This is a genomic window from Saccharothrix sp. HUAS TT1 (assembly GCF_040744945.1).
GTDB lineage: Bacteria > Actinomycetota > Actinomycetes > Mycobacteriales > Pseudonocardiaceae > Actinosynnema.
This window is the reverse complement of record NZ_CP160453.1, coordinates 5901766-5927534: the sequence shown is the minus strand read 5'-3', so window position 1 is coordinate 5927534 and position 25769 is coordinate 5901766. Positions and strand designations below refer to the sequence as shown.

The following is a 25769-nucleotide window of genomic DNA, read 5'->3' as shown; positions in this document are numbered from 1 at the left end:
TGTATGAGGCCGCGGCCCCCGGAGTGCTGCGTGCCGCGGGTCACATCGCCGGCAGCCGCGGCTCGGCGAGCCAGGCGCGGAAGTACGCGGTCAGCGGCTCGGGGGAGCGGCGCTGGGCCAGCGCCGCCAAGTCACCCGTGGTCGCGACGCCGTGCCGGTGGAGGTCGGTCCACTCGCGCAGGAGGCCGAAGAACGCCTCGTCGCCCAGGCGGGTGCGCAGGCCGTGCACGGTCAGCGCACCCCTCTGGTAGACCCGGTCGTCGAACAGGTCCGCCACGCCGGGGTCGCCGATCCGCAGGTCCTGCGGTAAGCGCGCCAGCCGGACGTGCGCCCGCCCGGCGAGCACGGCCGCGGTCGGCCCGCCCGAGCGCTCCGACCACAGCCACTCGGCGTAGCAGGCGAAGCCCTCGTTCAGCCAGATGTCGCGCCAGTCGGCCAGGCCGACGCTGTTGCCGAACCACTGGTGCGCCAACTCGTGCGCGACCAGCCGCTCGTGCCCGCGGCGCCCATCCACGTGGTTCGCGCCGAACACCGACATGCCCTGCGCCTCGACCGGCACCTCCAGCTCGTCATCGGTCACCACGACCTGGTAGTTCCGGAACGGGTAGGGCCCGAACAGCTCTTCGAACAGGCTCATCATCCGCGGCTGGCGGCCGAAGTCTTGCCGGGCGGCCCGCAGCAGCCGGGCGGGCGCGGCCACGTCCTGCCCGGCGGCGAGCGCCAGCCGCTCGTAGTGGCCGATCTGCACCGACGCCAGGTAGGCCGCCATGGGCTCGGCCTGCTCGTAGACCCACGTCGTGCTGCTGCCACCGGTCCGCCTCGCGATCGGCAGCCCGTTCGCCAGCACCGCGTACGGCGACGGCGCGGTGACCGAGATCCGGTAGGTCGCCTTGTCCCGGACCAGGTCGTTGCACGGGAACCACGACGGCGCGCCGATCGGCTGGCTCGCCACCAGGGCGCCGTCGGTGAGCTGGTCCCAGCCCAGCTCGCCCCAGTGCCGGGAGCGGACCGGGCGGGCGATGCCCGAGTAGCGGACCTCGACGGTGAACGGCCCGGCCACCGGGCGGGCCGGGCGGATCCGCAGCTTGCCGCCGCCGTGCACGTGCCGGGCGGGCGCGCCGTCCACCAGCACCCGGTTCACCGTCAGCGTGCCGAAGTCCAGCACCACCCGGCTGGTCGGGCCGGCCGCGACGGCGGACAGCACCGCCCGCCCGGCCAGCCGCCCGGTGTGCGGCTTGTAGTCCAGCTCCAGGTCGTAGTGCGCGACCCGGTAGCCGTCGTCACCGTGGTCGGGCAGGTAGGGGCCGGTCATCGCCAGGCGGAGATCGGGTTGCCCAGCCAGCGGGTGCCCTCCGGCACGTGCTCGCCGCGCATCACCAGCGACGCCGGGCCCACCGTCGCGTGCGGGCCGACCGTCGCGCCCGGCAGCACGATCCCGTGCGGACCGAGCGTGGCGCCCTCGGCCAGCGCCACCCGGTCCATCCGCAGGATGCGGTCGTGGAACAGGTGGGTCTGCACCACGCACCCCCGGTTGACCGTCGCGCCGTCACCCAGCCGGACCAGGTCGGACTCCGGGAACCAGTACGACTCGACCCACGTGCCGCGGCCGATCCGCGCGCCGAGCGCCCGCAGCCAGACCGCCATCACCGGCGACCCGCCCGCCGAGCCGACCAGCCACGGCACCGCCAGCACCTCGACGAACGTGTCCGCCAGCTCGTTGCGCCACACGAACCCGCTCCACAGCGGGTGCTCGCGCGCCCGGAACCGGCCCACCAGCAGCCACTTCGCCGCCACCGACACCGCGCACGCCAGCACGCCCGCCGCCAGCAGCACCGGCCCGGCCCACAGCGGGCCGGCCGCGCGCAGCGCGAACAGCACGCCGACGACCAGCGCCACGTGGCACATCACCGGCACGACCCGGCACAGCTCGACCAGCGCCCGCGCCACCACCAGCCGGCGCGGCGGGTCGAACGTGCGGCTCTGGTCGCCCTGCTCGGCCGCCCGCGGCAGCTTCATCGGCGGCATGCCCAGGTACGAGCTGCCCGCCTTGGCGCGCTTCGGCGTCGCGGACAGCACGCCGACCAGACCCCGGTTCGGCACCGAGCGGCCCGGCGCGGTCATGCCCGAGTTGCCCAGGAACGCGCGCTTGCCGACCCGCGCGGCGGCGATCCGCAACCAGCCGCCGCCCAGCTCGTAGGAGGCGACCATGGTGTCGTCGGCGAGGAACGCGCCGTCGCCGATCGTGGTCATCTTCGGCAGCGCGAGCACGGTCGACGCCTCCACCCGGCGGCCGACCCGCATCCCGAGCGCCCGCAGCCACACCGGCGTGAACAGGCTCGCGTACAGCGGGAACAACGCCACCCGGGCGGTGTTCATCAACCGCTCCGTGGTCCACGCCTGCCAGGCGACCCGGCTGTGCACCGGGTACGTGCCCGCCCGCAGCCCCATGCCGAGCAGCCGCACGGACACCAGGACCAGCAGCGCGTACGCGCCCAGCCACACCACCGTCGCCAACGGCACCGCGAGCAGCGCCGACCCGAGCGTCAGCGGCTCGCGGACGACCAGCAGCACCGCGGGCGCGGCCGCCGCCACCGGCAGCAGGCCGAGCGCCGACGTCGTCACCGCGTAGACCGACTTCCACCACAGCGACCGCGGCGGGCGCGGACCCGGCCGGGCCGCCTTGCCGTGCCGCTGCGCGGGCACACCGGCCCAGCGCTGCCCGGTCGGCACCGAGCCGACCACCCCCGAACCGGGCGCGACCTCCGCCCGCTTGCCGACCCGCGCGCCGGGGAACAGGGTGCTGCGCGCGCCGACCACCGCGCCCGCGCCGACCCGGACCCGGCCGACGTGCAGCCGGTCGCCGTCCACCCAGTGTCCCGACAGGTCCACCTCGGGCTCGACCGCGCAGCCGCGGCCGAGCTTGAGCAGGCCGGTCACGGGCGGCGCCGAGTGCAGGTCGACGTCCGGGCCGACCTTCGCGCCGAGCGCGCGGGCGTAGTGGGTGAGCCAGGAACCGGCCAGGTTCGTCGCGCCGCTGAACTCGGCCAGCCGCTCGGCGGTCCACAGCCGCAGGTGCACGCCGCCGCCGCGCGGGTACGTGCCGGGGCGCAGCCCGCGCAGCAGCAGCCGCGCGCCGCCCGCCGCGATGAGCACCTTGCCGGGCGGGCTGACGAGCGCCAGCCACCCGGCGGCGACCCACCACCAGGACACCGGTGTGGTGAAGCCCAGGACGTTGCCGACCGCGGCCAGCGCGACCGACCAGCGCAGGCCGACCAGGCTCGTCAGCGGGATCAGCAGCAGCGCCTGGACCAGGCCGGTCCGCCGCGGCGTCGGCGCGACGCCGCGGGTCTCGCCGTGGTGGCCGCCCAGCTCGTCCAGCCGCGCGGCCAGCGCCCCCAGCGTCGGGTGCTGGTAGACGTCGTTGACCGAACCGCTGGGGTAGCGGGTCCGGATCGAGGAGACCAGCTGGGCGGCGGCGAGGCTGCCGCCGCCGTGCGCGAAGAAGTCGGCGTCCGGGCTGCCGACCCGGGTTCCCAGCAGCTCCGACCACTGCCCGGCCAGCCACGCCTCGGTGTCGGTGAGCCGCCCGGTCGGCAGGTCGTCGTCCAGCGACGGCAGCGGCCACGGCAGCGCGGCCCGGTCCACCTTGCCGGAGGTCCGGGTGGGCAGCGTGTCGACCACGGCCAGCAGCGGCACGAGGGCGGCGGGCAGCGCGGTCCGCAGCCGGGCCGACGCCTCGGCCCGGTCGAAGTCCTCGCCCGCCACCACGTAGCCGACCAGCACCTGGTTGCCGCCCTTGGTGGCGCGCACCGCGGCGGCCGCGCCCGCGACCGTCGGCAACGCCTGCAGCGCCGCGTCCACCTCGCCCAGCTCGATCCGGCGCCCGCCCAGCTTGACCTGCTCGTCCGCCCGGCCGAGGAACAGCAGGCCCTCGGGCTCGGCGCGGACCAGGTCACCGCTGCGGTAGGCGCGGTCCCAGCCCAGGGCGGGCAGCGGCGCGAACTTCTCGGCGTCCTTGGCCGGGTCCAGGTAGCGGGCCAGGCCGACACCGCCGATCACCAGCTCGCCCGAGCCGCCCATCGGCACCGGCGCGCCGCCGGCGTCGACCACGGCCAGCTCCCAGCCGTCCAGCGGCAGGCCGATCCGCACCGGGCCCTCGCCGGTCAGCCGCGCGGCGCACGCCACGACGGTGGCCTCGGTCGGCCCGTAGGTGTTCCACACCTCGCGGCCGTCGACGGCGAGCCGCTCGGCCAGCTCCGGCGGGCACGCCTCGCCGCCGAAGATCAGCAGCCGGACGTCGTCCAGCGCGTCGACCGGCCACAGCGCGGCCAGCGTCGGGACCGTGGACACCACCGTGACCTCGCGCTCGACCAGCCACGGGCCGAGGTCGAAGCCCGTGCGGACCAGCGCGCGCGGCGCGGGCACCAGGCACGCGCCGTGGCGCCAGGCGAGCCACATCTCCTCGCAGGAGGCGTCGAAGGCGACCGACAGGCCGGCCAGCACGCGGTCGTCCGGGCCGATCGGGTCCTCGGGCAGGAACAGCCCGGCCTCGGCGTCCACGAACGCGGCGGCGGACCGGTGCGAGACCGCGACGCCCTTGGGCTTGCCGGTCGAGCCGGACGTGAAGATGATCCAGGCGTCGTCGTCCGGGCCGGGCGAGCCGACCAGCCCCATCGGCGTGCCGCGCACCTCCAGCCGGTCGGTGACGACCGCGCACACCCCGGCTTCGCCGAACACCAGTTCCGCGCGCTCGTCCGGGTCGTCGGCGTCGACGGGCACGTACGCCGCGCCGACGGTGAGGACCGCCAGCACCGCCACGTACAGCTCGACCGTGCCGGAGGGGACCCGGATGCCGACCCGGTCGCCGACGCCGACGCCGGCCGCCGCGAGCTCCCGGCTCCGCTCGGCGACCAGCTCCAGCAGTTCCCGGTAGGTCAGCGAGGTCGTGCCGTCGTCCAGCGCGGGGGAGTGGGGGTGCCGGCGCGCGGTGTCGGCCAGCACGTCGACCAGGGTGCGCTCGGGCGCGGCCGCGCCGGCGCGGAACAGCGCGGGAGCCTCGACCAGGGTGGGGAAGCCGTGGGGTGCCAGGGTCACCGGCGGGCACCGGTGCAGTGAAGACGCACTGTGAAGTCCTCCAAGAAAGCCGCCGACGTGCGACTTTACCGGGGATTCACGCGTCCGTCCCGTCGGCGTGACCACGAGTGGGTGGTGTCACAAGCGGTAACGCCGCTGGTCCCGGCGTCGCGACGGGGTTCGCGCGCCCGCGTGATCCACAGTGGACGGCGCCGGGCGCCGATCGGCGGCGTGGCGGGGAACCGGTGGCCCGCCGGGCGTCAGCCGGCCGCGAGCGGCGTGCCGAGTTCCTTGTGCACCAGCGGCATCACCTCGGCGCCGAGCAGTTCGATCGCCTCCATCACCAGCCGGTGCGGCACGCCGGACCAGTCCATCTGCAGGGCGTACCGGTCGGCGTTCACCAGCCGGCCCACCGAGATGAGCCGTTCGGCGACCTCGGCCGGGCTGCCCGCGAAGATCGACCGCGCGCCGCGGGCCCACTCGTCGTACTCCGCGCGGGACGGCACGGGCCAGCCGCGCGCCCGTGCGCCGTACTTCATCGTCTCCAGCCAGTACGGGTGGAACGCGTCCTTGGCGTCCTGCGACCGGCGGGCGATCAGCCCGATCGCGCTCATCGTCACGTTGAGCCGACCCGGGTCCTGCTCGCCCGCCTCGCCCGCCCGCCGGTACAGGTCGACCAGCGGCGCGAAGCGCTCCGGCTCGCCGCCGATGACCGCGTACACCACCGGCAGGCCGAGCAGCCCGGCGCGGATCGAGGACTCCGGGTTGCCGCCCGTGCCGACCGAGATCCGCAGCCGCTCGCCGTAGGGGCGCGGGTACACGTGCGCGTCCTCCAGCGGCGCGCGGAACCGGCCGGACCACGTGATCGGGTCCTCCCGGTCCAGCCGCAGCAGCAGCGCCAGCTTCTCCTCGAACAGCTCGTCGTAGTCCTCCAGGTCGGACCCGAACAGCGGGAACGACTCGGTGAACGAGCCGCGCCCGGCCAGCAGCTCGGCCCGACCGCGGCTGAGCTGGTCCAACGTGGTGAACTGCTGGTAGACGCGGACCGGGTCCTCGGTGCTGAGCACGGTGACCGCGCTGCTGAGCGTGATGCGCGAGGTGACGCTCGCGGCGGCGGCCAGGACCGTGCCGGGGTTGGAGATCGAGTAGTCGGGCAGGTGGTGCTCGCCCAGGCCGTAGAACCCCAGCCCCAGCTCGTCGGCCAGCTTGATCCGCTCCAGCGTCTGCGCGAGCTTGTCGGCGACGGAGACCTGCTCGCCCGTCAGCGGGTCGCGGTGGCGGTCGCCGAAGCTGTAGACGCCCAGCTGCATTCCGTTCGAGGACACGTCAACAACCTAGCGCGATGATTGATGACGCGTCAACATCTTGCTAGCTTGACCCCATGGGCGAACCCCGGTGGCTGGACGAGCGGGAGGCGCGGGTGTGGCAGGCGTACCTCGCCGTCGACCGCGAGCTGCACAGCGCGTTGGAGCGGCAGCTGGTGCGCGACTCGGGGCTGTCCAACGCCGACTACGCGCTGCTGGCGCCGCTGTCGGAGGCGGAGGGCGGGGTGGTGCGGTCGCGCGAGCTGGGCGCGCTGGTCGGCTGGGAGCGCAGCAGGCTGTCGCACCAGGTCGGGCGGATGGAGAAGCGCGGGCTGGTCGCGCGCGAGGAGTGCCCGGAGGACGCGCGCGGCTCGATGGTGCGGCTGACGCCCGCCGGCCGGGCCGCGATCGAGGCCGCCGCGCCCGCGCACGTGGCGACCGTGCGGCGGTACGTGTTCGACGACCTGTCGCCCGAGGAAGCCGCCGTGCTGGACCGCGTGTTCCACCGCGTGCTGGACCGCATCGCCGCCGACGGCTGAACCGACCGCTGCCCGGGACCGTCGCGCCCAGGGCCGCCGCGCGTGCCCACCGCCGCCTTGGTCGTGCCACCGGCTGTTGCGTGGAAGGGGCCGCTCGTGTGGGGGTGCGGCCCCTCCCCGCTCCCCCCGGATGCCGGGCGGCGGCCAACCCGCCTGACCCGCCCGGCGGGTGTTCGGCTGTCGGGGTGCCGAACACCGTCCAGGGTCGCGCACCCGCGCGGAACCCCGCATCAGCAAACCTCCGTATGCGCCTCCGTATGTGGTTCCCGCCCTCATGTCCACCGATCTCCGTACGCTTTCACCCGGAATACGGACGCCGGTGGATGCGCAGCGTGCCGCGTTCCCACGAAAGTGAACGCCGCAACCCGATTGATTCACTGAGGAGACGACGTGCAGCTGACCGCGGGATTCGCCCCGGACCGCCAGGCCCTCGTCGGCGGTCCGCTGCGCGGCTGGCAGCACCACGCCCACGAGGACGCGCTGGCCCGCCTCGGCCCCGTGCACCCCGCCGAGCTGCCCAACGGCCTGGAGGTGCTGGTCACCACCATGGGCCTGGAGGCGACCCGCAACCTGCTCAGCGACACCCGGCTGTCCAAGGACGCCGCCGGGCTGCGCGGCGCGATGCAGGACCAGCTGGCGGCCAAGGGCAGGCCCACCGACCTGTCCGGGATCATCGGCCCGTCGATGCTCAACACCGACCCGCCGCACCACCGCAAGCTGCGCGCGCTGGTGTCGCAGGCGTTCACCCCGCGCCGCATCAACGCCCTGCGCCCCGCGGTCGAGAAGACCGCCCACGAGCTGGTCGCGGCCCTGCCCGACGACGCCGACCTGATCGCCGGCCTGGCGTTCCCGCTGCCGCTGGCGGTGATCTGCGACCTGCTCGGCGTGCCCGTCGAGGACCGCGAGCAGCTGCACCACTGGACCGCGGCGATGATGACCGAGCGGCCCGAGCTGGTCGGCCCCGCCTCCGGCGCCATGGTCGAGTACGTGGTCGGGCTGATCGAGCGCAAGCGGGAGCGGCCGGACGACGCGCTGCTCAGCGGCCTGGTGCAGGCGCAGGTCGACGGCGAGCGGCTGACGCCCGAGGAGCTGGTGACGACGGCGATCCTGCTCGTCGTCGCCGGGCACGAGACGACCACCGGCCTGATCGGCAACGCCGCCGCCGCCCTGCTCTCCACGCCCGGCGCGTGGGAGCCGCTGAACCCCGACACGGTGTCCGCCGCCGTCGAGGAGGTGGCCCGCTGGGACCCGCCGGTGCGCGTCACCCCGCACTACCGCGCCGTCGAGGAGGTCGAGCTGCCCGGCGGCGTCATCCCGGCGGGCGCGCTGGTGATGATCGGCCTCGGCACGGCGGGCCGCGACCCGCTGGTGCACGGCCCGACGGCGGACCGGTTCGACCCGGCCCGCGTGTCGTCGGTCGGCAACGCGGCGCTGGGGCACGCGACGTTCGGGCACGGCGTGCACTACTGCCTCGGCCACCACCTGGCGCGGATCGAGGCGCGGGCCGCGCTGACCGCCCTGCGCGACCGCGCGCCGCACGCCCGGCTGGCGGTGGACGCCGAGGAGCTGGAGCGCGGCGACAAGGTCGTGCCCAACACGTTCGCCGCCGTGCACGCGGTGCTGACGCCGTGACCGCGTGCCGGTCGGGTTCCCGCGAGGGGACCCGACCGGCACGCGTTGCGGCTCAGTCGGTCATGCTCGCCAGCAGCATGATCAGCTGGTGGCGGTTGGCGATGTCGAGCTTGCGGTAGATCCGGGTCAGGTGGGTGTGCACGGTCGCGGGCGAGATCACCAGCCTGGTGGCGACCTCCGGGTTGGACAGGCCGTCGCCGACGAGCTTGGCCACGTTCCACTCCGCCGGGGTCAGGCCGCCCGGTCGGCGGTCGGCCTCCGGCGCGGGCACCTCGTCCAGCACCACGGCCAGCGCCTGCTCCACCGACTCCGCCGGGCTCGCGTAGGCCCGCGCGTACTCGTCGTCGCCGAGCACCGCCTTGGCCCGCGCCACGGCCTGCGCGGTGACCCACGCGAACGGCACCAGGCCGTCCACCCGCACACCGGTCACCCGGTGCAGCCCGTGCGCCAGCCCCAGCATCCGGGCGGCGGCCGAGCCGTCGCCGGCGCGCGAGTGCGCCCACCCCAGGGCCTCGATCGACCACAGTGGTCCCCACTTGTCGCGGATCTCCCGCTGCACCCGCAGGCCCTCGATCAGCTCGCCCAGCGCGCGTTCCGGGTCGCCCCACCGGGTCTGCACGACGCCGCGGCACCAGTGCGCCCAGCTGATGCCCCACTGCGCGCCGAGCTGCTCGCACGTCGCGAAGAACTCGTCCGCCGCCGGTTCGGCCTGCTCGCGCGAGCCGAGCAGGACCAGCGACACGGTGAGCATGATGTGCGCGAGGTGGTGGTCCACCGCGAACGCGGGGCCCAGCGCGCCGAACTCCTCGTGCGCCTGCCGCAGCAGCTCCACGCCGTCGACCGCGCCCAGCGCCAGCACGGCGTACGCGCCGCGCACGAACGTCACCGCGGGCACCGGCCCGCCGACCTCGCGGGCCATGGCGTCGGCCTCGTCCACCCGCCGCGCGACCAGTTCCCGCTCCACGCCCAGGCACAGCGCGATCCACGCGTCGAGGGCGATGGCGCTGGCGCGCAGCGGGTCGATCGCCTCCGGCGTGGCGGTCAGCGCGCGACCCAGCCACAGCCGTTCCTCGGGTAATCGACCGGCGTAGGTGTACCAGCGGGTGCGGGCCAGGTCGACGCTCATCAGCAGCCCGGCGTGCGCGGTGCCCGGGTCGCGGATCAGGTCGGCCAGCACCACCCGGTGGTTGGCCATGTCCGCGTCGACGGCGGCCAGCAGCGCGGCCTCGTTGTTCCCGGCGAACGCCGCGGCCAGCCGCGCCGCCTCGCGCCGGAAGTAGTCCTGGTGCCGCAGCCGCACGGCCTCCAGCTCGCCGCCGGCCCGCAGCCGGGCCGCGCCGTGCTGCCGCAGCGGCTCCAGCAGGTGGTAGCGGCTGCGGTCGGCGGACGGCAGCGCGATCGACTTGTCCAGCAGCCCGGCCAACGCGTCCGCGACCTGGTCGGGGCCGAGTTCGCCGCCCGCGCACACGGCTTCGGCGGCGGGCAGGCTGAACCCGCCCTCGAACACCGACAACCGCGCCCACAGCAGGCGTTCGGCGGGCGTGCAGTGGGCGTGGCTCCAGTCGATGAGCGCGGCCATGGTCTGGTGGTGCTCGACCGCGGTGGTGTCGTTGGCGGTGAGCACGCGCATCACGTCGTCGAGCCGGTCGGCCAGCAGCGACACCGGCATGGACCGCATCCGCACCACGGCCTGCTCGATGGCCAGCGGGATGCCCGAGACGCGGCGCAGCACCCGCACCACGTCCGGCCAGTTCTCCGGCGTCACCCGCCAGCCCGGCACGCTCGCCTCGGCCCGGTCCACCAGCAGCGCGACCGACTCGTGCTCCAGGCTCATCGGCGCGTCCTCGGCGGGCACGTCCAGCGGCGGCACCATCACCAGCACCTCGCCGGGGACCCGCAGCCGGGCCCGGCTGGTGGCCAGCACCCGGACGCCGGGCGCCGCGCCGAGCACCGCGCGCACGAGTTGCGCGACCGGCTCGACCAGGTGCTCGCAGTTGTCCAGGACCAGCAGCACCTGCCGCGGCCTGAGGTAGTCGACCAGGGTGTCCAACGGCGTCGTGGTCGCCTGGTCGGGCACGCCGACCGCGCTCAGCACCACCTGCGCCAACAACTCCGGGTCGCCGCCGCGCGCGGACGCCAGCTCGACCACCCGCACGCCGTCGTCGTAGGCGCGGCGCACCTGCGACGCCAGTTCCAGCGCCAGCCGGGTCTTGCCGCCGCCGCCCACGCCGGTCAGCGTGATCAGCGGCGCGACCCCGATCCGCCGGCGCAGCTCGGCCAGCAGATCCTTGCGGCCGACGAACGAACTCAGCGCCCGCGGCACCACACCGCCTCCCGCTGCCCGCTCGGTCATCCGGACACCGTACGACATCGGTCCACCCGCCTGCGGTGAGATCCACAAAGCCGCACCCGGTCGAACCAGTCTGCAAAAACTTGCAACGCGAAGCCCCGATCAGTGCTCGTCACGCGTTTACAGCCGCGCGGAGCCGGGTCTAGCCTGCAAACAATTGCACCACTTTGCGCAATGGAGCGTGACGGGAGCAGTGATGCGAGCGAGATCGCGACGACTGACCGCCCTGGTCGCGGCCCTCGGCCTGGCCGGGGCGACCTGGGCCGCGCCGACCGGCGCCGCGGACGACCGGACGACGACACCGGGGCCGACGGCCTCGGCCGCCGAGGCGAACACCACCACGGTCTTCTACCGGCTGCCCGCGGGCTGGTCGGCGGCCAACGTGCACTACCAACCGCGCAACGGTCCGTGGACCGCCGTGCCCGGCGAGCGGATGGAACCGGCGGCGTGCGCGGGCTGGGCCCGCAGGACCGTGGCGCTGGGCGGGGCCACCGGCCTGGTCGCGGTGTTCAACAACGGCTCGGGCACGTGGGACAACAACACCGGGCGCAACTACAGCCTGGGCACCGGGAACGTCACCGTCGCCGCCGGAGTGACCGGCGTCGGCGACCCGTGCGGCGCTCCCGGGCCGGACCCGGACCCCGACCCGACGAACCACGCCGAGGTCTACTACTCGACCAAGGCGCGGAACTGGACCGGCGCCCGCATCCACTACCAGCCGGCCGGCGGCACGTGGACCGCCGTGCCGGGCGTGGTGATGGAGCAGGTCTGCCCCGACTGGGCCCGCGCCTCGATCGACCTCGGCGCCGCCACCGGGCTCAAGGCCGCGTTCAACAACGGCTCCGGCCAGTGGGACAACAACAACGGCGCCGACTACGCCCTGGGCGTCGGGCGCAGCACCGTCAAGGACGGTGTGGTCACGCCGAACGCGGCCGACCCCTGCGGACCCCCTGCCCCGCAGGACACGACCGCGCCGAGCGTGCCGACGGCGGTGCGGGCGCAGGCGTCCGAGCTGACCGTCTCGCTGAGCTGGCAGGCGTCCACCGACGACGTCGCGGTCGCCGGCTACGAGATCACCCGCACCGGAGGCGCGCTGGGCACGGTCGTGCGCAACACCGGGTCGGCGGGCTTCGCCGACGGGCCGCTGACCGCGAACACCACCTACACCTACGCGCTCAAGGCGTACGACGCGGCGGGCAACAAGTCCGCCTCCTCCGCGCCGGTCGCGGTCACCACGGGCGACGCCCCGCCCGCGCCGCCCGGCGGCACACCGCTGGGCGGCGACCCGCGCGAGGACTCGATCTACTTCGTGATGACCGCCCGCTTCAACGACGGCGTCCCGGCCAACAACCGGGGCGGCAGCCAGCACGTCCGCTCCGGCAACGCGGCCAACAACGACCCGATGTTCCGCGGCGACTTCCAGGGCCTGGTCGACAAGCTCGACTACATCAAGGGCCTCGGCTTCTCCGCGGTCTGGATCACCCCGGTCGTGCTCAACCGCTCGGACTACGACTTCCACGGCTACCACGGCTGGGACTTCCACCGGGTCGACCCGCGACTGGAGACGCCCGGCGCGACCTACCAGGACCTGATCAACAAGGCGCACGCCAAGGGCCTGAAGATCTACCAGGACGTGGTCTACAACCACAGCTCGCGCTGGGGCGCCAAGGGCCTGTTCCAGGCGAAGGTGTTCGGCGTCCGGGACAACCAGTGGAGCTGGTACTACGACCAGCCGGTGCAGGGCTTCGAGTACGACGGCCTGACCATCGACCCCGGCACCGGCAAGTCGTACTACAACGGCGACCTGTGGTCGACCACCGAGCCCGCCGGCAACACCTGCGTCGACTGGGGCAAGCCGACCCGGCACAGCAGCCCCGAGGGCTACCGGATCTACAGCTGCCAGTGGCCGAGCCCCACCTCCGGCATGTTCCCGGCGCAGCTCTACCACCGCTGCTGGATCGGCAACTGGGAGGGCGAGGACTCCCGGTCGTGCTGGTTGCACGAGGACCTGGCCGACTTCGACACCGAGAACCCGGTCGTGCAGAAGTACCTGATCGACGCCTACAACCGGTTCATCGACATGGGCGTGGACGGGTTCCGCGTGGACACCGCCGTGCACATCCCCAGGGTGACCTGGAACCGCCGGTTCCTGCCCGCCATCCAGCAGCACGCCACCGCGAAGTTCGGCGAGAAGGGCCGCGACTTCTACGTCTTCGGCGAAGTGGCCGCGTTCGTCAACGACAAGTGGAACCGCGGCTCGGTGAACCACTCGGCGCAGTTCTTCACCTGGGAGGAGCGGCGCGAGTACAGCGCCGACGACGCCACCGCCGCGCTGGAGCAGTACGACCACGAGCAGGGGATGGGCACCGCCGGGCAGCCGACGAGCCGCAACGCGTTCCTCGACGGCAACGCCTACCACGCGCCGGACCACTCGAAGGCGTCCGGCATGAACATCATCGACATGCGCATGCACATGAACTACAACCGGTCAGGCGGCTACCAGCTGTGATAGCGGTTGGTAGCCGCCTAGCTGCGGAAACATGCGTGACACCCGTGACTCGCACAACCCGTATTGATAGCTCTGCCGTACTGGATCTGTACTGGTCTGATCCACATTGGACCAGTAGAGCGGCTGGCACACTGACACGCGGAGGCCCGCACCCCCTAGGACTGGGTGCGGGCCTCCTGCTGGATCGCGCGAGCATCAGCTCGCCCTGGCCGCCGCCACGAACCGACGCAGCGCGTCCCCCTCGAACCGCAGCGCTGGACCGCCACGATCCTTAGAGTCGCGGATTGCGGCCAGGTCGGCACGCACCTCGACGCAGTTCGTCTCCGTGCCGCTGTAGCTCGCCTTCCTCCAATGTGGTGCGTTCACTAGCATTCCTTCACTCGATGTGCCGGAGCGCATCGGTGATGAGAGCGGAGGTCTGGTCCGCACTCGCCGACACTTCCGTCACCTTTTCCACGGCCGAGGTGAACGCCTCGACCTGCTCCGGCTGTTCAACAAACAGGCCGGATGCCTGAAATTCCAGGTGAATAACGGATTTCGAGTTGGTCAGTTGAAGGACTGTGAAGGCACCGGCATGGCCCGCGTGCCAATGCTGATCGAGATCGAAGAAGCGGAGATCGACGTTCGGCAATGCGGCCATCTTGAGTAGATGTTCCAGCTGCTCGCGCATCACGTCGGGTCCGCCGAACTGCTGTCGCAACACCTGGTCGCCGACGAATGCCGTGAATCGCACCGGGTTCGCGCGGGTGAGAACGTCGCGTCTGCCCATCCTGATGGCCACGCGAGTCTCGATGCTGGACTCCGGCACGCCGCCCGACCGCATGATGCTGCGGGTGTAGGAGCCCACCTGCAGCAGGCCGGGTACGACCAGCGGGCTCACCTCGGTGATCTGGATCGACTGCTGTTCGATCTGCAGCAGCGCGTCGAGCTGATCGCGCTGGGCCGGGATGCCCACGGCAAGCCAGGCCGAGCCGCCACCGTCGGCGCCGGGGTCGTCTTGCGCGAGAGCCAGCGCCCGGTCCCGGTCCGGGCCGGTCACGCCGAGCGCGGTCAGGATGGTGTCGGTCAGCTCGGGGTCCGGTGGGCGTTCGCCGCTCTCGATCCGCGACACCTGACCGACGCCGAGGCCAAGCCTCTTCTCCAGGGCGCGCTGGCTCAGTCGCGGCGACACGCGCTCGCGTGCCGCCTTGATCATGGCACCGAGTGCCATCGCTTTCGGGGTGCTGCGGACCATGCAGCACAGCATAGGGCGGGTTCCGAGCCTGCTAGGAACGCCCGATTGGGCTATCGACAAGAGGTGCTGCGCAGCACCACTCTAGTGCTGCGCAGCACTTTGCAGCACAGGTCACCGTAGCTCATGGAGGTCCCCATGCCGGAGCCGTTCAGCCTCTCCGTCCCATGCCGCAGCTCTCTGGGCAAGCCCGGGGGCACCGTCGTGAGCCTGGACCAGACCGGCCGTCGTGTCGTCGTCATGCCGCCCGCGCCCGCGGGCTCGTACGACTGGGCCGAGCTGGACGCGTTGATCGCCGCGCTCCGCGACGTCCGCCAGCTGCTGCCCGGCACGAGCCGATGACGGACATGGTGTTCGGGGTTCTCGTCGGCCTCGCCATCGCGCTCCTGGCGGTCCTCGCCGCTCGGCCATGGCGCGGGCGGGCGTTCGCCGAACCCCGCGGCTACCTGCACCCCGAGCCACCGGCCACCCCTGGACCGGGTGGCCGGACATGCGCGGCGGGCGGTGGAGCAGCCGAGGTCTGGTCGGCGCCCGCTCCCGTCGCGTCCCCGACCACCACCACCGCACTTCGCCGTGGTGGTGGTCGGGGCCTGACCGCCGCGCCCGTCTGCAGTCCCCCGGCCGGGCGGGCGCGGCACGCGGTGGGCACGTCCGGCGCTCCCCTGGCGGACGTGCCCACCGCACCCAGGAGCACGTCGTGATGACCCGCGACGACGTGGTGGCTGCCGCGCTCGCGGCCTACCCTCAGCTGGCCCTGCTGCTGCGGCTGGACGCGGTCGGGTGGCAGTGGATGCGCCCGCCCGTGGACGAGCAGGGCCACCCGGTCGAGGTGCACGGCGTGCGGGCGTGGCCGGGGGAGGCGCAGGTCGACGCGCTGAGGATCCGCGCGGCGACGGACGCACGAGCGGTGCGCGTCGACCCCTACGGCGCGCTGCTGTGGGAGGCGGAGGGCGGCCTGGCCGACGTGGTCGAGCAGCTGCTGCACCTGCCGCCGCCCGGGTCGCCGTACGCGCCGCGCCTGGTGATCGGCGCCGCACCGGACGAGCTGTGGCGGCCATGAGCGTCGGCGAGGTCCGGGTGGCCGTCGACGCCGCGGTGCTGATGGCCAACGACCAGCTCAACCTGATCACGTCCGCGCTCGACGTCGTCTCGCCCCTGTCCGCCCAGGTCGCCGCAGCGCTGCGGGGCACCAGCCACCCGGAGGCCGACGTGCTGGTCGCCCGGCTGGACGAGATGACGCAGGGCCTCCAGGCGGCGCTCGGCGCGGGATCCTCCGCGGTCGCTGTCGGCGCGCTGCTGCTCACCGAACTATGACCACCTCAGGGGGAAACATGATCACCGCAGCGAGTTTTCCGACACCGCACCTCGCGCTCCGCGATCCCGACCAGGAGCAGCGGGTGCGGGAGTTCGCCGAGCGCCAGGCGGCCATGGCCGACCTCACCCGCCTCCGGCTGGCCGACGGCTGGTACCGGCTCAACCGGGCGCAGCGGGTCGATCTGCTGCACCGCACCTACGACAGCCTCATCGACGAGTGGCGGTACGGCCTGGCCGCGCAGGCTCCGGGCCGGCTCGGTGCCGGGATCCCGCTGGACGCCGAGCGGTTCCGGACGCGGATCGCGCCGGACCAGCCGCGGATCGACCGGGTCGGCTACGTCGGCCGGCTGCGCTTGGGCGCGCGCTGGGACGAGAGCAGCCGCACCTACATCCGCGGCACGTCCACGCTCGCGCACGAGATCATGCTGCGCTACGGCCACTCGGCGCAGGCCCGGATGTACGCCGAGGGCGTCGGCGACGTGCTGGTCGACCGCGTGGTCCTGCCCGACGGCCGCGAGGTCTTCGGCACCCGGCTCGTGCGCGGCGAGGAGGCGCAGCGGATCGCCGCGTCGCTGGTGGCCCGCGTCGCGGCCCGTGGCGGCGACACCAGCGAGATGGAGACCGGCGGGGACCCGGTCTACGTCGTCACCGCCGACGAGATCGCCAGGACCAGCATGCTGGTCGCCGCCCTGCACGAGCTGGCGGACGACGACGCGCTGGACCCCGACGTGGCGCTCCGGGCCGTCCGGAGCGCCCGCTACCTGCTGGTGCACAGCCCTCGCACCTACAAGGGCAGCGACGCCTGCATCCGGGTGCTGCTGGTCGCGGTCGGCTCGATGCTGCTGCGCCGCCAGCTGGTGCTTGACCACGACATGGACCTGCGCTGCCTCGTGCTGGGCCAGCAGGCCGCTACCGCGCTGCCCGCCGACACGATCGTCACCTGACCCCGGCTCCCAGGTCGACCGGCGGCCTGGGTGGCGCACACCGACTGGGCGTCGTGTGCGTCGGCCGTGCCCGCCCCCGCGTCGGGGGCGGGCACGGCTCCAGAGCCGCGTGACCGGCGTCAAAGTCACCGCGCAGCCAGGGCAAGCGGCTGCCGTGGAGCCAAGGTGTGGTCCTCCTCCGAGGCCCCGCCTGCGTCGCGTCGCGCAGATCAGGGAGCCGCTGGCCCGTGCTGGGCAGCTGGGGCCGGCGGCTCCCGCCTCACCAACGAAGGGACACCTGTGAACGCCTCCGTGTGGACCACCGTCGTCGCGGTCCTCGGCGCCCTCGGCGGCGCCCTGCTCACCACGGTGCTGAAGAACCGCAGCGACCGGCAGCAGCGCCGCGACGAACGGCGGTGGGCCAACCAGGACACCGCGGTCAGCGCTCTCGGTGACGTGCTGGAGGCCCTGTCCAACCACTACGCCGCGATGTGGGGCCTGGAGGCCGCGCGGCTGCGCGGCGACCGGGACGAGATTGCGACCACCCTGGCCGCCTCGCTCGTCACCCGGGCGGCCATGACCAGACCCCACCTGCTCGCCAAGCTTCGCGTCCCCTCGCTGGCCGACGCGATCGACCTGGCGGTGCGGGCCATCTACGAGATGGACAGCGCGACCGACGACACCCGCACCGAGCACATGCTGACCGAGCGCCGGCGGCGGGCGAAGTTGGCCATGGACGCGCTGACCGCGGACGCCACGAAGACCCTCCAGCAGGCCGGGGTGGGCATCCCCACCCCGGCCTGACCACCTCCACCAGGAGGACCGGCCCGTGCGCCGACCCGAGACCGGCGACGGCGACATCCGGGTGGACCCGGACGTCGACCGGCCGCCCGCACCACCCCAGCCCAATCGGGCGGACAACACCACAGAGGAGTCACCATGCCCGACTCGCGAATGAGCGAGGCGATCGCCTCGGCCCGCGCGATCGCGCCGAGCTCGGCACCGGTCAACTACGACACGGACCCGGCCGCCAGCGCCGCGAAGAGGCAGGCCGCCGTGGAGGCCGAAGTCGAGGAGAGCAAGGCCAGGGGCACCGGCAACCCCACCACCTGACCGGCACCACCGAACACCAACCGAGAGGAAGCACCATGCCCAAGCGCAACGTCATCATGTCCGGCCGTGACGGCATCGAGGACCAGCCGTACGACGACCGCCACGGCGACGGCGGCGGCCAGTCCAGCGGCGGCAACACCGGCCAGGACTCGTCCGACGACCGCGCCTGACCAACACCACCGCCGCGCCCGCCCTGCTTTCTCAGGGCGGGCGCGGTGTTCTACGTCGCAAGGAAGTGGGGGACATGAAGATCGGGCTGACCGGCACTCGTGAGGAGTGCGCCGCCGCTGTCGACCTGCTGCGCAGCTCGTTCGACGTGCGCGAGGCGAGCAGTTGGAGGGCGTGGACGCGCAACGACCCGCTGTCCACGAACGGCGCGGTCTACGTCGAGGCCGACTTGCCGGTCGGCGGCGTGCCGCTGACCTGAACCGAACCGACCTCCCCGCCGACACCGGCGCGCAGATGACCTCCGACCAGGCCCGCGCCCTGGCCGCCGCGCTCACCCTCGCCGCCGACACCGCCGACCGACTCGTCCGGGCACCCCGACGACTCCGCCTCTCGTAGACGACGAAAAGGCCCCCGAACCACCGCCGGAAGCAGGCGGTGGTTCGGGGGCCTCGTCATAGTGGGCGCATGAAGATGCCCGGTGGCTTCGATGTGAGCTGGCGTCCGTTGATCGCTGAGCACCGCCGAAGCGGCTCTTGCCAGGGCTTATCCAACGGAAGTTTCCCTGGTGCGGAAGCTGTCGCGTCTCACATGCCCAAGCCATCGGGCACGGCCCAGCGTAACGGGCGGAACACCGGGGCGCACCGCCCTTATGCGGTCAGCCGGTCAGGCCGGTCACGTTGTACGCGCCGCCCGGACCGGCCTCGACCGGCACGAGCTGGCGGTCCTCGTTGTCGCGCGGGTCGGCGACCGGGGTCACCAGCGTCTCGCCCCTGGTCTTGACGCCGAACGCGCCGAGCAGCGGGCCGAGGGTGGCCAGCAGCGCGACCAGCGCGGCGAGCGCGACGTCCAGCGCGGCCGGCAGGTCGGTGGCGACGAGCACGGCGACCGCGGGCACGGCCAGCACGGCGGAGATCACCGCGCGCACCGTGCCGACGGCGCGGGCGACCCGGGCCAGCGGGTGACGGTCCGGAGTGGGGGGAGTGCTCATGCGGTGGGTGCCTCCTGGTTCTGGTGGTTGTCGGACAGGGCGTCGGTGCCGCGGGTCAGCACCTCGGCCATCGCCGCCTTGACCGCGGCCGGGTCGACCGTGCCCATGCCGCGCGCCTTCATGGCGTCGGCCAGCTCGCCCTCGTCCACCTCGGCGACGCCGCGCCGCCAGATGTCGGCGACCAGCGTGCCGATGTGGATTCCCGCCGGCGCGTCCTTGGTGGCGGTGGCCATCTCGGCGGTGCCCACGGCGAACTGGATGCCGATGAGCCGCTTCAGGATCTCCTCCAGCACGATGCGGAGGACACCGCCGGGCTTGAAGACGTCCTCCAGGCCCAGCAGCGCGTTGCGCTCCCTGCTGTCCAACTCGTCCTCCTTCGGGTTCTGCCCAGCCGCGTACAGCGCGGCACGGCGGTTGATCTCGGGGATGGCGGCCAGCACGTACCGGCCGGGGCACGCGGTGGCGATCTGGTTCGGCGCCTGCTGGTGGCCGCCGTCGAACGCGGGCCAGCGGCACCAGCCGCGCAGGTACCAGTAGGCGAGCAACCGCGCGGCGGAGTCGATCTGCGCCTCGGTCAGCGGGTGCACGTCGTAGTTGCCGATGAACACGATGGCGCGGGCGATGTCGTTCCGGCCGCCGGTGTGGGCGCCCTGGCGGTCGACGCCGTGGCCCTCGTAGATCCGGCCCGACGGGGGGATGGCGGCGGTGTAGGAGATGCCGCCGGCGAATCGGTCCTGGCCGATCTGCTCCAACTGCCGCATGGCGGCGGCCTCGTCGTCCTCCACGCCGTCGCCGTCGACGTCGATCCACTCGATGTTCGGCGCGAGCGTCACCGAGTGGTGAGCCCAGTTCTCCTCCCACGGCACTGGCGCGGGGCCGAACCCGTTGCGGTGGCGGGCTCTCCACTGGCCGCGCCGGATGATGTCGATGTCCACGGGTCACCTCCTGAGAGGCAGTAGGGGCGGGGTCGTGGTGGTGGTCGTTCCGGGCGGTCCGGTCGGCGGCTCACCCGTGCACGTGTAGGTCGGGACGTTGTCCGGCGACCCGGGGTTGCGGGTGCAGGACTGGGTGCGGCCGTCGCCGTCCACCCACGTCCAGCTCGCTGGCGGCTGCCCGTCGCGGCCGTCGAGCCCGTCCTTGCCGTCGACGCCGTCCTTGCCGGGCGCGCCGTCGCGGCCCGGCTGACCGTCGGCACCGTTCGTGCCCGGCTGGCCGGGCACGCCGGTGCCGTCGGCGCCGCGGCACTGGCCCGGCTCGGCCAGGCACGGCGGCGTCGTGCCGTCCGTCCCGTCCTGACCGTCCACGCCGTCACGGCCTCGCTCACCCGGCTCCCCCTGGGCGCCCGGTTCGCCGCGCTCGCCCGGCGCGGGCGGCTGCACTGCCGGGGTGCCGCCGAGCGCGCGCACCTGGTCGTAGAGCGCCTGGGCGGCCTGGGCCGTCTCGCGCTGGCTCTGGTCCAGGCGCTCGATCTCCGACCCGCGCAGCCAGTTGCCCCACAGCAGACCGGCGACGAGGAGGGCGAGGACGACGACGCTGCCCCAGATCGCGCGGTGCGCGACCGGGTCGCGGGCGCTGCGCGCGGCCTCGTCGGCTGCGGCCTGCATCTTCCGGGTCAGCTGCTCGTCGTTCACCCGGTACCTCCCGGGGGCTCGTCTGGGGTGTCGGGGTTGAGGTGCCGGCTCACCTCGGTGATCTCGTCCGGTGTGATCTGCCCGTCCTGGGCGGCGTCGACCAGGGCCTGGAGCGCCCGGCTCACGCCCTGCTCCGCGGCGTTGTGCCGTTCGCGGCGGGCGCGGCGGATGCCCCACAGCGCGGTCGCGGTCGCGCCCGCGCTGACCAGAGCCGTGAGCAGGTTGGCCAGGGAGTCCAGCAGCGCAGCGATGTCACCCACTCACCCCTCCTGAATCCATTAGCTTTGGGTGATGGGCGTTGTACGGCCCGTAATTTCCTTGATCCACCAGGGTGAAAACGGGCAACGGCGGCTAGCGTCGGGCGTCCCACCAGCCGATAACCCAATCGAGCCCGCGCGCGCACGCGCGGGCGCTCTCTCCCAGGGGGTTTCCGTGCAGCGCAAGACGCTCATCGCGATCAACTCGGCGTTAGCCGTCGCAGTGATCGGCGTGGCCGGCCTCGCCATCTCGCAGGGCGGCCAGGCCGAGCCCGCCGAGCAGGGCGCCGTACTGACCACCGCCGCGGCCGCGACCAGCCTCACCAGCTCGGCACAGGAGATCAGCGCCAGCAGCACCGTGGTCCTCGCGCCCACCGACACGGCCGTCGCCGAGCAGCCCCAAGCCCCGGTCGTGCAGAGCGGCCAGCGGACGCAGCAGCCGCCGGTGCGGCAGCAGGCCGACCCGGTCGACCCGCCCGTCGAACCCACCGGCGTGCCCGGCAACACCTTGACCACCACGCCGCCCACCACCACGTCACGCGTGCCCGACATGCCGTGGTGCCGCCACCCCGAGCACGGCTGGTTCTCCGGTGTGGGCCAGGGCTGCCATGAGGGCAACCCGTACTTCGTGGAGTACCGCTAGCTCTGGCGCAGCCAGACGCCGTTCATGTCGGTGGCGATCCGGTCGGTGCTGGTGCCTGTGGCGGAGACCTTCAGCTGCACGGAGACGTTTGTGCCGCCGAGCATGCTCGTGATGTCGAACGGGCCGCGCAGGTTGCTGCCGTAGCCAGTCGTGGCGAAGGTGTCGAGGGTGGTCCCGTTGACCACGAACGTGTAGGTCGGGCTGCCGCTGACGCCGGTGACGCGGCCTGCCACCACGTCGTACTGGATCCGCGGATGGCTCACCTTGCCGATCCGGCCTTCCCACACCGTCGAGCCGTTGCACGCGGACACGGGCAGCGTGAGGTTCGTGCCGGACGAGTCCAGGAACGCGTCCGGCCAGGCCCGCGGGTACATCGGCACGCTGATCCACGGCTCGGCCATGCCGCCGTTGCGGTCGCTGGTCATCACGATGTTGTCGAGGTGGTCCTTGATCCACACCACGGGCACGTAGCCGTCGAGGTCGGGAAACGGGTCGAGGATCATGAACCGGTTCTGGCCGTTGCCGTCGTTGACGATGAACACCGGCTGCGGTGTGCCGTCCGGCATCGGCGTGGAAACCGATCCGCCGATGAACAGGCGCAGCACGTCGTTGGCGTCCACCATCTTGAGGAACGCGCCTTCGAGCAGCGACACGCCGCCACCGCGCAGGATCGCGCTGGACAGGCCGACGTTCTTGCGGAATTCCGCGAACTGCTGCCGCAGCTGCCGGATCTGGTCGAGCACGTTGGTCGGCAGGTTCACCTGGCCCACGACCACCACCTCCTCACGCGACGTCGTCCAGCAGCGGCGCCATGGTGAACACCACGGTCTCGTCCTGGCCGTCGTCGGCCGGGGTGACGTCCGCGCGCACGATCCGCATCGAGGTCTCGATGCCGGTGGTGTGGAAGTCGTCCTCGATCTGCACGCGGCCGTCGTCGCCGATGCCCCACTCGCCGATCCGCGGTGTCCGGTCGCCGCGGACGGTCAGCGTCGGCAGCACCACCGGGAGCCGGGACACGATCTGGTCGGAGTCGGCGTGCTCCTGGAGGGTGTCCGGTTCGGACACGCTGCTGTAGGACGTCTCGGTCTCCGTCAACGGCCACCCGATCGGCCGCGACTCGCTGACCGCGACGGGCGTGCCGTACTCCATGCCGTTGCCCACCGCGATCGTGCGCGCCGCGTAGCGGGTGCCGTCCGACGGCCAGGTGTAGGAGGTGACGTTGGCGCCGTACTCCCACACCCAGGCCGCGCCCTGCTGGCCCAGCATCGGGTCGCCGGTGCGCATCGTCCGGACCGGACGCCCGGTGACCGGGTCGACCGAGGGGGACACCCCGAACGCGATGTCCGGGCCGTCCAGCACCTGGCTCAGCCGGCGCAGCTCCTCGCCCACGTCGGCCAGCTCGAACCCGCGCCAGGTGCGGTCACGGTCGATGCCGGACGTGGTGGCGTCGAGCACCAGGCCGAGGTCGCCGCCGGCGTGCGACTGGGCCAGCTCGACCAGGTAGCGGGCGATGTCGTTCTGGTCCTGGCCGACCTGGCTGACCGCCAGCTCGGCGATCTCGAACTCCACCGCGACCGGGAACGACAGCAGCGGCAGGACCTTGCGGTGGTCGAAGTAGGACCACCAGTCGGCGGCCTGGATGTTCACCACGCCGGTGGTGGAGTCGTACTTGCGGGTCCAGATGATCCCGCCCCACTGCGGCACGTCGTCGCGCCAGGCGTACACGCAGGTCCGGCACGGCATCGTCGTGTTGTAGGGATCGCGCACCCGCACCCCGCGCGGGTTGCGGCGCCGGTCGACGCTGAACGACCCGCCGAGCGAGCCGCTGTCGTTGAGCACGAGGTTGTAGCCGACGCCGGTCAGCGGCAGCTCGGCCAGCAGCGCGTTGGTCAGCAGGTCGTGCACGGTGTAGGTCCACTCGGGTGCCACCGGTCAGCCGCCCTTGTACTCGACGGTCATGGTGGCCTGCACCGGCGACGTGACGTAGGTCGACAGCGCCCCGCCCGAGTCCTGCATCGCCTGCAGGGTCACGTAGTCGCTGGCCGTGAGATCCACGAAGATCGTGCGTGCGCCCGCACGGGTGACCGCACCGGCGCCCACGCTAGGCGTGGTGAGGTCCCCTCCGGGGATCTGGGTGCCGTTCTTGGCCCAGTGCAGGACCCGGATGCCGGTGGCGTTCGCTGCGAACGCACAGCCGCCCTTCAGCTCGTACGTGCCGGTGAGCGGGGCCACGTACCGCTCGGGGTTGCTGCTGGTGGAGTGCCCGCCGTGGCTGTCCTTGTCCTCCGCTGTGAACGTGAGGTTGTAGAACGTGCCGGACACCGCCAGGTTCTGGGCCACGATCTGGCGTCCCTGGAACAGCGGCATGTCGGGCAGCGCGACCCACGACCCGCTCCGGCGGATCCACAGCCGGTTGGTGTCGGTGGTGAACGCCAACTGTCCGTTGTAGGCGCTGGTGATCGCGCTGTCGCGGTCGGCGGTGGACGAGCACACCGCGGTGTTCTGGACCCGCCAGCCGGCGCCGTCGTGGATCTCGATCCAGTTCCGGTCCCGCCGGTAGATCGCGAGCCCGTCCCACACGGTCAGCGTGGCGCGGTCGTCGGCGTCCTCGACCGGCAGGATGCCTCCGAGTGCCACGACCCAGCCGGGCCGTAGGTCGTCGATCATCGCGTCGGTGATCGTGGTCGCGTTCGCGGTCACCCGCACCCGCGCGAGGGGCAGGTAGTCGGGGTAGGCGGCCAACGACGGGTCCCCGGCACCGGGGTCGCCGGACACGCGCAGGGTGTCCTCGTCGGTGACGCCGTCGCCGTAGTAGGTGTCGGTCTGCCGGAAGATCACCAGGTCGTTGCGCTGCAACGACGGGTCGGCGGGGATGTCCAGGATCGGCAGCGTGAGCTGGGCGGGCTCGGTGACCACGTACGGGGCGGTGCCGCTGGTCGCCCGGGTCGCGGTCACCAGCCCCTGGTAGGCGTTGACCAGCACGTTGATGCCGGGCGTGCCGGTCTGGGTGACCAGACCCGGGTTGCCGGGGCCGGGACGCAGTCCCTGGCGGGCGTCGACGGCGCTGTCGCCGGGCACGACCAGGGCGCCGAGGGCGGCGCGGCTGTCCTCGGCGTCGACGCGGCGATTCGAGCCGCCACCTGTCGCCCACGAGCTACGCGGAGCCACAGGCCACCTCCTCTGCTGTTAGTGCCATGCGTCGCGCCAGCGGACGACGAGCTGGGACGCCGCGTCGTAGGCGGCGGTGAACTGGATCGGGGTGGGCGTGTCCGGCACGAGCGGTGTCCACTGGCTGATGAGCAGGTGCTGACGTACCGACACGCCGGCGATCTCGACGGTGCGGTAGCCGGGCCGGGTGTCGATGGTCATCGTCTGGCCGGAGTGGACGACGAACGTGGGGTCGAACTTGAGCAGCCGGCCCGAGTAGACGATCGCGGGCCCGGTGGTCGGGCCGATGACGTCGAGCTGCGGCCACGTCTTGACGTGGCCGCCGGCGGTGACGGTGACCGAGCCGCCCTGCTGGCCGCCGCCGAAGTCCACGCCGCCGTCTTCGAAGTCCACGCCGCCCGACTCGAAGTCGATGCCGCTGTCGCCGGGCGCGCCCAGCGAGACCGGCTCGGCGTGCTCCTCGACCGAGTAGAGCCGCGGGTCGGTGGCCACCCAGCGCAGCGAGCCGTTCGCGCGGCCCAGGCCGTAGTGCCGGTGGGTGGGGATGATGCGCCGGTCGCAGCGCGCCCACGCCAGCAGCGAGCGGCCGTCGAGGCGGACCACCAGTTCCTCCTCGACGGGGTCCTCGTCGGGTGCGGTGACCCTGCGCAGGGTGTCCATCGCCGGGCCGAACTCGGCGAGGCTGTTCGCCTTGGACCGCCAGTCGTAGACGATCACGCGCTCGCCGGAGACCAGCCGGCCCCCGAACGACCCGTGGTAGCCGGGCAGCGGGGCGTTGCCGCCGCGCTGCTCCGGCAGGTCGTACCAGCCCTCCAGGTTGTCCCACCCGTAGGGGGAGAGGCCGCCCAGGACGGTGCCGCGCCACTCGATCTGGCCGTCGGTGGTGAGCAGCGAGCCCGGCGAGGAGAGCAGCGGCAGCGTCATCG

General features: G+C 73.1%; 27 protein-coding genes. 13 read left to right on the top strand and 14 right to left on the bottom strand.

Going from position 1 to position 25769, the window contains the following annotated elements; translation table 11 throughout:
• Positions 1–40 precede the first annotated feature (40 nt).
• The 3 genes from AB0F89_RS26735 to AB0F89_RS26725 all read right to left on the bottom strand — a co-directional run bounded on the left by AB0F89_RS26735 (position 41) and on the right by AB0F89_RS26725 (position 6383).
• On the bottom strand, positions 41–1312 hold the full coding sequence (locus AB0F89_RS26735) for a M1 family metallopeptidase (protein WP_367128358.1): 1272 nt from the start codon (positions 1310–1312) through the stop codon (positions 41–43).
• Entirely contained in the window at positions 1309–5094 is a 3786-nt protein-coding gene (locus tag AB0F89_RS26730; RefSeq protein ID WP_367128357.1) for a Pls/PosA family non-ribosomal peptide synthetase, read from the bottom strand. Before AB0F89_RS26730 ends, AB0F89_RS26735 begins: the two co-directional genes overlap by 4 nt.
• Positions 5095–5333: 239 nt before the next feature.
• Entirely contained in the window at positions 5334–6383 is a 1050-nt protein-coding gene (locus tag AB0F89_RS26725) for an LLM class flavin-dependent oxidoreductase (RefSeq protein WP_367139006.1), read from the bottom strand.
• 71 nt (positions 6384–6454) lie between these two features.
• On the opposite strand from AB0F89_RS26725, the gene AB0F89_RS26720 reads away from it, so the two are divergent.
• Together AB0F89_RS26720 and AB0F89_RS26715 are read left to right on the top strand one after the other, a co-directional pair.
• Positions 6455–6916: a MarR family winged helix-turn-helix transcriptional regulator gene (locus tag AB0F89_RS26720; RefSeq protein ID WP_367128356.1), complete on the top strand. Its 462-nt coding sequence runs from the start codon at positions 6455–6457 to the stop codon at positions 6914–6916.
• A 390-nt stretch (positions 6917–7306) separates the two neighbouring features.
• Positions 7307–8548, top strand: a complete 1242-nt coding sequence (locus tag AB0F89_RS26715; RefSeq protein ID WP_367128354.1) for a cytochrome P450 — start codon at positions 7307–7309, stop codon at positions 8546–8548.
• A gap of 52 nt (positions 8549–8600) precedes the next feature.
• Here AB0F89_RS26715 and AB0F89_RS26710 read toward each other — a convergent pair whose 3' ends face one another.
• Complete coding sequence (locus tag AB0F89_RS26710) at positions 8601–10901, bottom strand: LuxR C-terminal-related transcriptional regulator (RefSeq protein WP_367128353.1); 2301 nt, start codon at positions 10899–10901, stop codon at positions 8601–8603.
• 193 nt (positions 10902–11094) lie between these two features.
• Here AB0F89_RS26710 and AB0F89_RS26705 point away from each other — a divergent pair, with 193 nt between their 5' ends.
• Entirely contained in the window at positions 11095–13407 is a 2313-nt protein-coding gene (locus AB0F89_RS26705) for a carbohydrate binding domain-containing protein (protein WP_367128352.1), read from the top strand.
• A 195-nt stretch (positions 13408–13602) separates the two neighbouring features.
• Here AB0F89_RS26705 and AB0F89_RS26700 read toward each other — a convergent pair whose 3' ends face one another.
• Together AB0F89_RS26700 and AB0F89_RS26695 are read right to left on the bottom strand one after the other, a co-directional pair.
• Complete coding sequence (locus AB0F89_RS26700) at positions 13603–13779, bottom strand: DUF397 domain-containing protein (RefSeq protein WP_367128351.1); 177 nt, start codon at positions 13777–13779, stop codon at positions 13603–13605.
• Positions 13780–13783: 4 nt separating this feature from the next.
• Positions 13784–14641: a helix-turn-helix domain-containing protein gene (locus AB0F89_RS26695; RefSeq protein ID WP_367128350.1), complete on the bottom strand. Its 858-nt coding sequence runs from the start codon at positions 14639–14641 to the stop codon at positions 13784–13786.
• Between the two features lie 201 nt (positions 14642–14842).
• Here AB0F89_RS26695 and AB0F89_RS26690 point away from each other — a divergent pair, with 201 nt between their 5' ends.
• The 9 genes from AB0F89_RS26690 to AB0F89_RS26650 all read left to right on the top strand — a co-directional run bounded on the left by AB0F89_RS26690 (position 14843) and on the right by AB0F89_RS26650 (position 18415).
• Positions 14843–14980 (top strand): hypothetical protein, encoded by a 138-nt coding sequence (locus tag AB0F89_RS26690; protein WP_367128349.1) that lies wholly within the window; start codon positions 14843–14845, stop codon positions 14978–14980.
• On the top strand, positions 14977–15339 hold the full coding sequence (locus tag AB0F89_RS26685) for a hypothetical protein (RefSeq protein ID WP_367128348.1): 363 nt from the start codon (positions 14977–14979) through the stop codon (positions 15337–15339). Before AB0F89_RS26690 ends, AB0F89_RS26685 begins: the two co-directional genes overlap by 4 nt.
• Positions 15339–15698 carry a hypothetical protein gene (locus tag AB0F89_RS26680; RefSeq protein WP_367128347.1) on the top strand — a complete coding sequence of 120 codons (360 nt, stop codon included), beginning with the start codon at positions 15339–15341 and terminating at the stop codon, positions 15696–15698. Before AB0F89_RS26685 ends, AB0F89_RS26680 begins: the two co-directional genes overlap by 1 nt.
• Entirely contained in the window at positions 15695–15952 is a 258-nt protein-coding gene (locus AB0F89_RS26675) for a hypothetical protein (RefSeq protein WP_367128346.1), read from the top strand. The genes AB0F89_RS26680 and AB0F89_RS26675 overlap by 4 nt, the downstream gene beginning before the upstream one ends.
• 17 nt (positions 15953–15969) lie before the next feature.
• Complete coding sequence (locus tag AB0F89_RS26670; protein WP_367128345.1) at positions 15970–16896, top strand: hypothetical protein; 927 nt, start codon at positions 15970–15972, stop codon at positions 16894–16896.
• A gap of 279 nt (positions 16897–17175) precedes the next feature.
• The gene (locus AB0F89_RS26665) at positions 17176–17679 is read left to right on the top strand and encodes a hypothetical protein (RefSeq protein WP_367128344.1); all 504 of its coding nucleotides are present in this window, start codon (positions 17176–17178) and stop codon (positions 17677–17679) included.
• Between the two features lie 135 nt (positions 17680–17814).
• Complete coding sequence (locus AB0F89_RS26660) at positions 17815–17988, top strand: hypothetical protein (RefSeq protein WP_367128343.1); 174 nt, start codon at positions 17815–17817, stop codon at positions 17986–17988.
• Positions 17989–18023: 35 nt separating this feature from the next.
• Positions 18024–18158, top strand: a complete 135-nt coding sequence (locus AB0F89_RS26655) for a hypothetical protein (protein ID WP_367128342.1) — start codon at positions 18024–18026, stop codon at positions 18156–18158.
• A 74-nt stretch (positions 18159–18232) separates the two neighbouring features.
• Positions 18233–18415 carry a hypothetical protein gene (locus AB0F89_RS26650; protein WP_367128341.1) on the top strand — a complete coding sequence of 61 codons (183 nt, stop codon included), beginning with the start codon at positions 18233–18235 and terminating at the stop codon, positions 18413–18415.
• A 396-nt stretch (positions 18416–18811) separates the two neighbouring features.
• On the opposite strand, the gene AB0F89_RS26645 is transcribed toward AB0F89_RS26650, so the two are convergent.
• From AB0F89_RS26645 to AB0F89_RS26630, 4 genes are read right to left on the bottom strand one after another with little or no spacing between them, the layout of a single operon-like run.
• Positions 18812–19144: a hypothetical protein gene (locus tag AB0F89_RS26645; RefSeq protein ID WP_367128340.1), complete on the bottom strand. Its 333-nt coding sequence runs from the start codon at positions 19142–19144 to the stop codon at positions 18812–18814.
• Positions 19141–20079, bottom strand: coding sequence for a peptidoglycan recognition family protein (locus AB0F89_RS26640; protein ID WP_367128339.1), 939 nt, complete (start codon positions 20077–20079; stop codon positions 19141–19143). Before AB0F89_RS26640 ends, AB0F89_RS26645 begins: the two co-directional genes overlap by 4 nt.
• A gap of 3 nt (positions 20080–20082) precedes the next feature.
• Entirely contained in the window at positions 20083–20775 is a 693-nt protein-coding gene (locus tag AB0F89_RS26635) for a hypothetical protein (RefSeq protein WP_367128338.1), read from the bottom strand.
• The gene (locus AB0F89_RS26630; RefSeq protein ID WP_367128337.1) at positions 20772–21035 is read right to left on the bottom strand and encodes a hypothetical protein; all 264 of its coding nucleotides are present in this window, start codon (positions 21033–21035) and stop codon (positions 20772–20774) included. The genes AB0F89_RS26635 and AB0F89_RS26630 overlap by 4 nt, the downstream gene beginning before the upstream one ends.
• A gap of 172 nt (positions 21036–21207) precedes the next feature.
• On the opposite strand from AB0F89_RS26630, the gene AB0F89_RS26625 reads away from it, so the two are divergent.
• On the top strand, positions 21208–21675 hold the full coding sequence (locus AB0F89_RS26625; protein WP_367128336.1) for a hypothetical protein: 468 nt from the start codon (positions 21208–21210) through the stop codon (positions 21673–21675).
• Here the strand turns inward: AB0F89_RS26625 and AB0F89_RS26620 are convergent.
• The 4 genes from AB0F89_RS26620 to AB0F89_RS26605 are packed head-to-tail and all read right to left on the bottom strand — an operon-like array spanning position 21672 to position 25767.
• Positions 21672–22445: a hypothetical protein gene (locus tag AB0F89_RS26620; protein ID WP_367128335.1), complete on the bottom strand. Its 774-nt coding sequence runs from the start codon at positions 22443–22445 to the stop codon at positions 21672–21674. The genes AB0F89_RS26625 and AB0F89_RS26620 overlap by 4 nt on opposite strands.
• 13 nt (positions 22446–22458) lie before the next feature.
• Complete coding sequence (locus AB0F89_RS26615) at positions 22459–23604, bottom strand: hypothetical protein (RefSeq protein ID WP_367128334.1); 1146 nt, start codon at positions 23602–23604, stop codon at positions 22459–22461.
• A 3-nt stretch (positions 23605–23607) separates the two neighbouring features.
• Positions 23608–24843, bottom strand: a complete 1236-nt coding sequence (locus AB0F89_RS26610) for a hypothetical protein (RefSeq protein WP_367128333.1) — start codon at positions 24841–24843, stop codon at positions 23608–23610.
• An 18-nt stretch (positions 24844–24861) separates the two neighbouring features.
• The gene (locus tag AB0F89_RS26605) at positions 24862–25767 is read right to left on the bottom strand and encodes a hypothetical protein (protein WP_367128332.1); all 906 of its coding nucleotides are present in this window, start codon (positions 25765–25767) and stop codon (positions 24862–24864) included.
• Positions 25768–25769: the final 2 nt, after the last annotated feature.

What these genes read in the sequence shown, in the direction of transcription:
- AB0F89_RS26735 (WP_367128358.1), bottom strand. Translation starts at nt 1,312, where the DNA reads ATGACCGGCCCCTACCTGCCCGACCACGGTGACGACGGCTACCGGGTC.
- AB0F89_RS26605 (WP_367128332.1), bottom strand. Translation starts at nt 25,767, where the DNA reads ATGACGCTGCCGCTGCTCTCCTCGCCGGGCTCGCTGCTCACCACCGAC.
- AB0F89_RS26685 (WP_367128348.1), top strand. Translation starts at nt 14,977, where the DNA reads ATGACGGACATGGTGTTCGGGGTTCTCGTCGGCCTCGCCATCGCGCTC.
- AB0F89_RS26660 (WP_367128343.1), top strand. Translation starts at nt 17,815, where the DNA reads ATGCCCGACTCGCGAATGAGCGAGGCGATCGCCTCGGCCCGCGCGATC.
- AB0F89_RS26675 (WP_367128346.1), top strand. Translation starts at nt 15,695, where the DNA reads ATGAGCGTCGGCGAGGTCCGGGTGGCCGTCGACGCCGCGGTGCTGATG.
- AB0F89_RS26650 (WP_367128341.1), top strand. Translation starts at nt 18,233, where the DNA reads ATGAAGATCGGGCTGACCGGCACTCGTGAGGAGTGCGCCGCCGCTGTC.
- AB0F89_RS26655 (WP_367128342.1), top strand. Translation starts at nt 18,024, where the DNA reads ATGCCCAAGCGCAACGTCATCATGTCCGGCCGTGACGGCATCGAGGAC.
- AB0F89_RS26725 (WP_367139006.1), bottom strand. Translation starts at nt 6,383, where the DNA reads ATGCAGCTGGGCGTCTACAGCTTCGGCGACCGCCACCGCGACCCGCTG.
- AB0F89_RS26680 (WP_367128347.1), top strand. Translation starts at nt 15,339, where the DNA reads ATGACCCGCGACGACGTGGTGGCTGCCGCGCTCGCGGCCTACCCTCAG.
- AB0F89_RS26670 (WP_367128345.1), top strand. Translation starts at nt 15,970, where the DNA reads ATGATCACCGCAGCGAGTTTTCCGACACCGCACCTCGCGCTCCGCGAT.
- AB0F89_RS26710 (WP_367128353.1), bottom strand. Translation starts at nt 10,901, where the DNA reads ATGACCGAGCGGGCAGCGGGAGGCGGTGTGGTGCCGCGGGCGCTGAGT.
- AB0F89_RS26645 (WP_367128340.1), bottom strand. Translation starts at nt 19,144, where the DNA reads ATGAGCACTCCCCCCACTCCGGACCGTCACCCGCTGGCCCGGGTCGCC.
- AB0F89_RS26705 (WP_367128352.1), top strand. Translation starts at nt 11,095, where the DNA reads ATGCGAGCGAGATCGCGACGACTGACCGCCCTGGTCGCGGCCCTCGGC.
- AB0F89_RS26695 (WP_367128350.1), bottom strand. Translation starts at nt 14,641, where the DNA reads ATGGTCCGCAGCACCCCGAAAGCGATGGCACTCGGTGCCATGATCAAG.
- AB0F89_RS26720 (WP_367128356.1), top strand. Translation starts at nt 6,455, where the DNA reads ATGGGCGAACCCCGGTGGCTGGACGAGCGGGAGGCGCGGGTGTGGCAG.
- AB0F89_RS26700 (WP_367128351.1), bottom strand. Translation starts at nt 13,779, where the DNA reads ATGCTAGTGAACGCACCACATTGGAGGAAGGCGAGCTACAGCGGCACG.